This window comes from Phenylobacterium sp., from assembly GCF_044372605.1.
Classification (GTDB): Bacteria; Pseudomonadota; Alphaproteobacteria; order Caulobacterales; family Caulobacteraceae; genus Phenylobacterium.
Window position 1 is genome coordinate 1 of the sequence record NZ_JBILRO010000296.1, and the last position, 3,683, is coordinate 3,683.

5 protein-coding genes are annotated in these 3,683 nt (G+C 66.6%); all 5 read right to left on the reverse strand.

Going from position 1 to position 3,683, the window contains the following annotated elements; genetic code table 11:
- On the reverse strand, window positions 1-353 hold a 353-nt coding region (locus tag ACIQ42_RS17090; RefSeq protein ID WP_397423438.1), incomplete at its 3' end, for a class I tRNA ligase family protein.
- 175 nt (window positions 354-528) lie between these two features.
- On the reverse strand, window positions 529-1,470 hold the full coding sequence (locus ACIQ42_RS17095; RefSeq protein ID WP_397423439.1) for a bifunctional riboflavin kinase/FAD synthetase: 942 nt from the start codon (window positions 1,468-1,470) through the stop codon (window positions 529-531).
- A complete protein-coding gene (locus ACIQ42_RS17100; RefSeq protein ID WP_397423442.1) occupies window positions 1,467-1,889 on the reverse strand; it encodes a MaoC family dehydratase in 423 nt (140 codons plus the stop codon). Before ACIQ42_RS17100 ends, ACIQ42_RS17095 begins: the two co-directional genes overlap by 4 nt.
- A 21-nt stretch (window positions 1,890-1,910) precedes the next feature.
- Window positions 1,911-2,786, reverse strand: a complete 876-nt coding sequence (locus tag ACIQ42_RS17105; protein WP_397423440.1) for a TIGR01459 family HAD-type hydrolase — start codon at window positions 2,784-2,786, stop codon at window positions 1,911-1,913.
- 71 nt (window positions 2,787-2,857) lie between these two features.
- On the reverse strand, window positions 2,858-3,683 hold an 826-nt coding region (locus tag ACIQ42_RS17110), incomplete at its 5' end, for an EAL domain-containing protein (protein WP_397423441.1).

Sequence of the window (3,683 nt, forward strand, 5' to 3'; positions counted from 1 at the left end):
TTCTCGATCTGCCATTCGATCGGCAGGCCATGGCAGTCCCACCCGGGCACATAGTCGACGTCGTAGCCCAGCAGGAACCGCGACCGGACCACGAAGTCCTTCAGCGTCTTCTGCAGCGAGTGACCAATGTGGATCGCGCCGTTGGCGTAGGGGGGCCCGTCATGCAGGACGAACAACGGGGCACCGGCCCGCTGACGCTCGGCGCGGACGGCGTGATAGAGCCCGATTTCATCCCATTTGGCGAGGATCTGCGGTTCCTTCTGCGGCAGGCCTGCGCGCATGGGAAAGGGCGTTTCGGGGAGGAAGACGGTTTCGCGATAATCGCGTGCGGTCGAGGTGGCGTCGTCGGCCATGAGCGTATCCAGGCTGGTTCGGTGTTTCTGGGGTGCGAGGGGAACCCGGCGGGCGCTGGAACGAAACCGTCCGCGGCGTCACGCCGGGCGGATAATTCGCGAGGAGGTCCGAACCGAAATCATGGCCGTGGCTCTATCAGAGCCAGGCCGCGTCGTCATCCCTCCGTGCGTCGGTCTACGCCCCCAGCAGCCCCCGCGCAGCCCGAGCATCCGCCATCACCTGTTCCGTCATAATCTCCAGGCTGTCGAACTTCTCCTCAGGCCGCAGGAAGGCGATCAGGTCGGTTTCGATGATGCGGTCGTAGATGTCCTCGTCGAAGTCGAACAGCCAGACCTCCAGCAGGGGCGCCGTGACGCCATGCACCGTTGGATTGATCCCGATGTTCGCCACACCGGCCAGCTCACGGCCGTCCGACAGGCGCGTACGGGTGGCGTAGACGCCGAAACGCGGGGTCACATAGTCGGCCAGCGCCACGTTCGCCGTGGGAAAGCCCAGTTTACGGCCCAGCTGGCGACCGCGCTGGACGGGCCCCTCGATGGCGAACGGGCGGCCCAGGATCTCGGCAGCGACCTCGGGCTTACCGTCACGCAGGGCGTTGCGGACGGCGGTGGAAGAGAACTTGTCGCCGGTCTCATCGCCGAAGGGCGCGGCCACCGAGACCCCGAAGCCCATTTCCCTCCCGTAGGCGGCCATGGTGTCCGGCGTGCCGGTGCGGCCCTTGCCGAAGGAGTTGTCGAAGCCCACCGAGACATGGCGCGCGCCCAGGCCCTCATTTAGGACCTCGCTGGCAAACTCCCTGTCGCTCATCCCGGCCAGTCCGGCGTCGAGCGGCAGGACATAGAGCATGTCCACGCCCAGCCTTTCGAGCGCGCGAGCCTGTTGATCCGGCTGCATCAGGTGAAACGCGGGCTCGTCCGGCCGGAAGTAGACCCGGGGGTGGGGGTCAAAGGTGATCACACCCAGCGGTGCGCCCAGGTCGCGCGCAGCGTCGGCGGCGAGCGCGATCACCTGCTGATGGCCCAGATGCACGCCGTCGAAACTGCCCATGGCGACCGAGGCGCCGCGGTCGACGGCATCGAGGTCTTTCCAGCCGCGGATGAACCGGATGCGCTTCATGCGGCTCGGCGCGGCGCGATGACAACGGCCTCGCCGTCCATCACCGTCTTGCCGCCCACTTCGCAGACGGTCTCAAGCGTGACCCGCCCCTTGGCTTCGTCCAGCGCCGTCACGGTGGCGCGGGCGACAACCAGATCACCGATCCTCACAGGCCGCCGGAATCGCAGGGACTGCGACAGATAGATCGCGCCGGGCCCCGGCAGCCGGGTGCCCAGGATGGCCGAGATATAGGCCGCCGATAGCATGCCGTGGGCGATCCGCTCGCCGAACTGGGTGGTGCGGGCATAGTCCTCGTCCAGGTGTACGGGATTGTTGTCGCCGGAGACCTCCGCAAAGGCCTCGATGTCGGCGGCGCCCACCACCCGGTTGATCTCCACGGCCTGACCCACGCTAAGCTCGTCGAAATAGAAACCCTGCACCGCGCTCACCCCTCTTCGGCCTCACCACACCATATCGGCTATGGCCCAGGTCGCGTGAAGCCCGTCCTGGCGCAAAAGATCGTTCACCACCGACATGATCAGCCCCCGGGCGTTCACGGTCTCGGCGCCGTGTATGCCGTTGGCGACGAAGAGAACGTCAAGTCCCTGGGCGTTGGCGCCGCGAATATCGGTGGGCAGGCCATCGCCGACACATAACACCCGACGGGGATCGACCTCGCGACCGAGCTCTGCCGCCGCCGCCGCCAGCGCCATCTGATAGATCGGCGCGAAGGGTTTGCCCGCCATGATCACCTGGCCACCCAGGCTCTCGTAGAGTTGCGCCAGGGCGCCGGCGCAATAGATCAGCTTGTCGCCCCGCTGCACCACAATGTCCGGATTGGCGCAGATCAGCGGCAGGCCGCGCGCCACACAGGCCCTGAACCGATCGCGATAGTCGCCCGGCTCGTCGTTCTCGTCATCGAAGGGGCCGGTCACGCAGATGAATGCCGCCTCGGCAGGCTCGCAGAGCCTCAGGCCCAAGCCCTCATAGAGAACCTCGTCGCGGTCCGGCCCGATTGCCCAGACCTCCGGCGCGCCCTGAGCCGTCAGCAGGTCCCGCGTCGCGTCGCCGGAGGTGATCAGCCGGGTCCATGCCGCCCGGGGCACCGCGAGCGAATCCAGCTGTTCAACAATGGGCGGCGCAGGTCGCGGGGCGTTGGAAATCAGGATGACCGGCCCGCATTGCTCCCGGAACCGCGACAGCGCTGCGCAGGCGGCCGGAAAGCTCTCCCGGCCGTTGTGGATCACGCCCCAGACGTCGCACAGCAGCAGGTCATAGCGCCCGGCGATCTCGGACAGTCCGCCAACGGCAGTGGGCAAGCGCGTTGAAGAGCTCATGAACGGGGCGGTACGTGCTGGATCGCCCCGGGTCAACGCCTGCCGGAGCCGATAACGGGTTCGTCAGAGATTCAACCGCCCGCAGCGCGACGCCGGGGCATCTCGATCACCCGGCGAGGCGGCGGACCGGTCTCGGCCAGCACGGCGTCCTTGATTGCGCGCGGCTCACCGAACAGGTGGCCCTGGGCGATCTGGATATCGAGATCGAGGATATCCACCACCTGGCGTTCGTTCTCCACCTTCTCGGCGATCAGTTCCACCCCGTAGCGGCGCATCAGAAGCGCGAAGTCTTCGGCGGCCAGGTCGGGCATGGAACGGAATACCAGCCGCTCGCCGATCTCGGTGAGATCATCCAGTAGCCGCTGGGCGCCAATACGCACGAATTTCACATCCGCCCGGGTGAGGTCCTGAAGGTCGAGATCCAGGTCTGCGACCTTATCTAGACTGAACCGGAAGCCGAGTTCGGCCAGCTTGCCCATATTGCGCGCCTCAACCGAGGTGCGGGCGTCGAAAGCCGCCTGCCCTACCTCGAAGATCAACGCCGGCGCCAGGTCGCGGTTGGCGCGCAGCAGTTCCAGGAACTGCGGGAAAAACTCGTCGTCGCCCAGGCTGGCCATGGCCACGTTGCAGAAGATGCCCACCCGCCGATCCTGGGCGGCCAGTCGGCGCACGATCTGCACGCAGCGGAACAGCAGCAGATTGTCGATGGCGGTCACCAGTCCGGCCGGTTCGGCGACAGCCAGATACTCTGCCGGCATGATGATCTGGCCGGTGGGATCGCGCAGGCGGGTAAAGCTTTCGTAGAACACGGTCCGACGCTGCGGCAGGGAGACCACCGGCTGCAGGTAGAGGTCGACGCGGTTCTCGGCCAGGGCCTCGCGGACGATCTCCATGAGG

Bases quoted from the DNA above. Each gene is read 5' to 3' on its own strand.
- ACIQ42_RS17105 (WP_397423440.1), bottom strand. From the start codon at position 2,786: ATGAGCTCTTCAACGCGCTTGCCCACTGCCGTTGGCGGACTGTCCGAG.
- ACIQ42_RS17095 (WP_397423439.1), bottom strand. From the start codon at position 1,470: ATGAAGCGCATCCGGTTCATCCGCGGCTGGAAAGACCTCGATGCCGTC.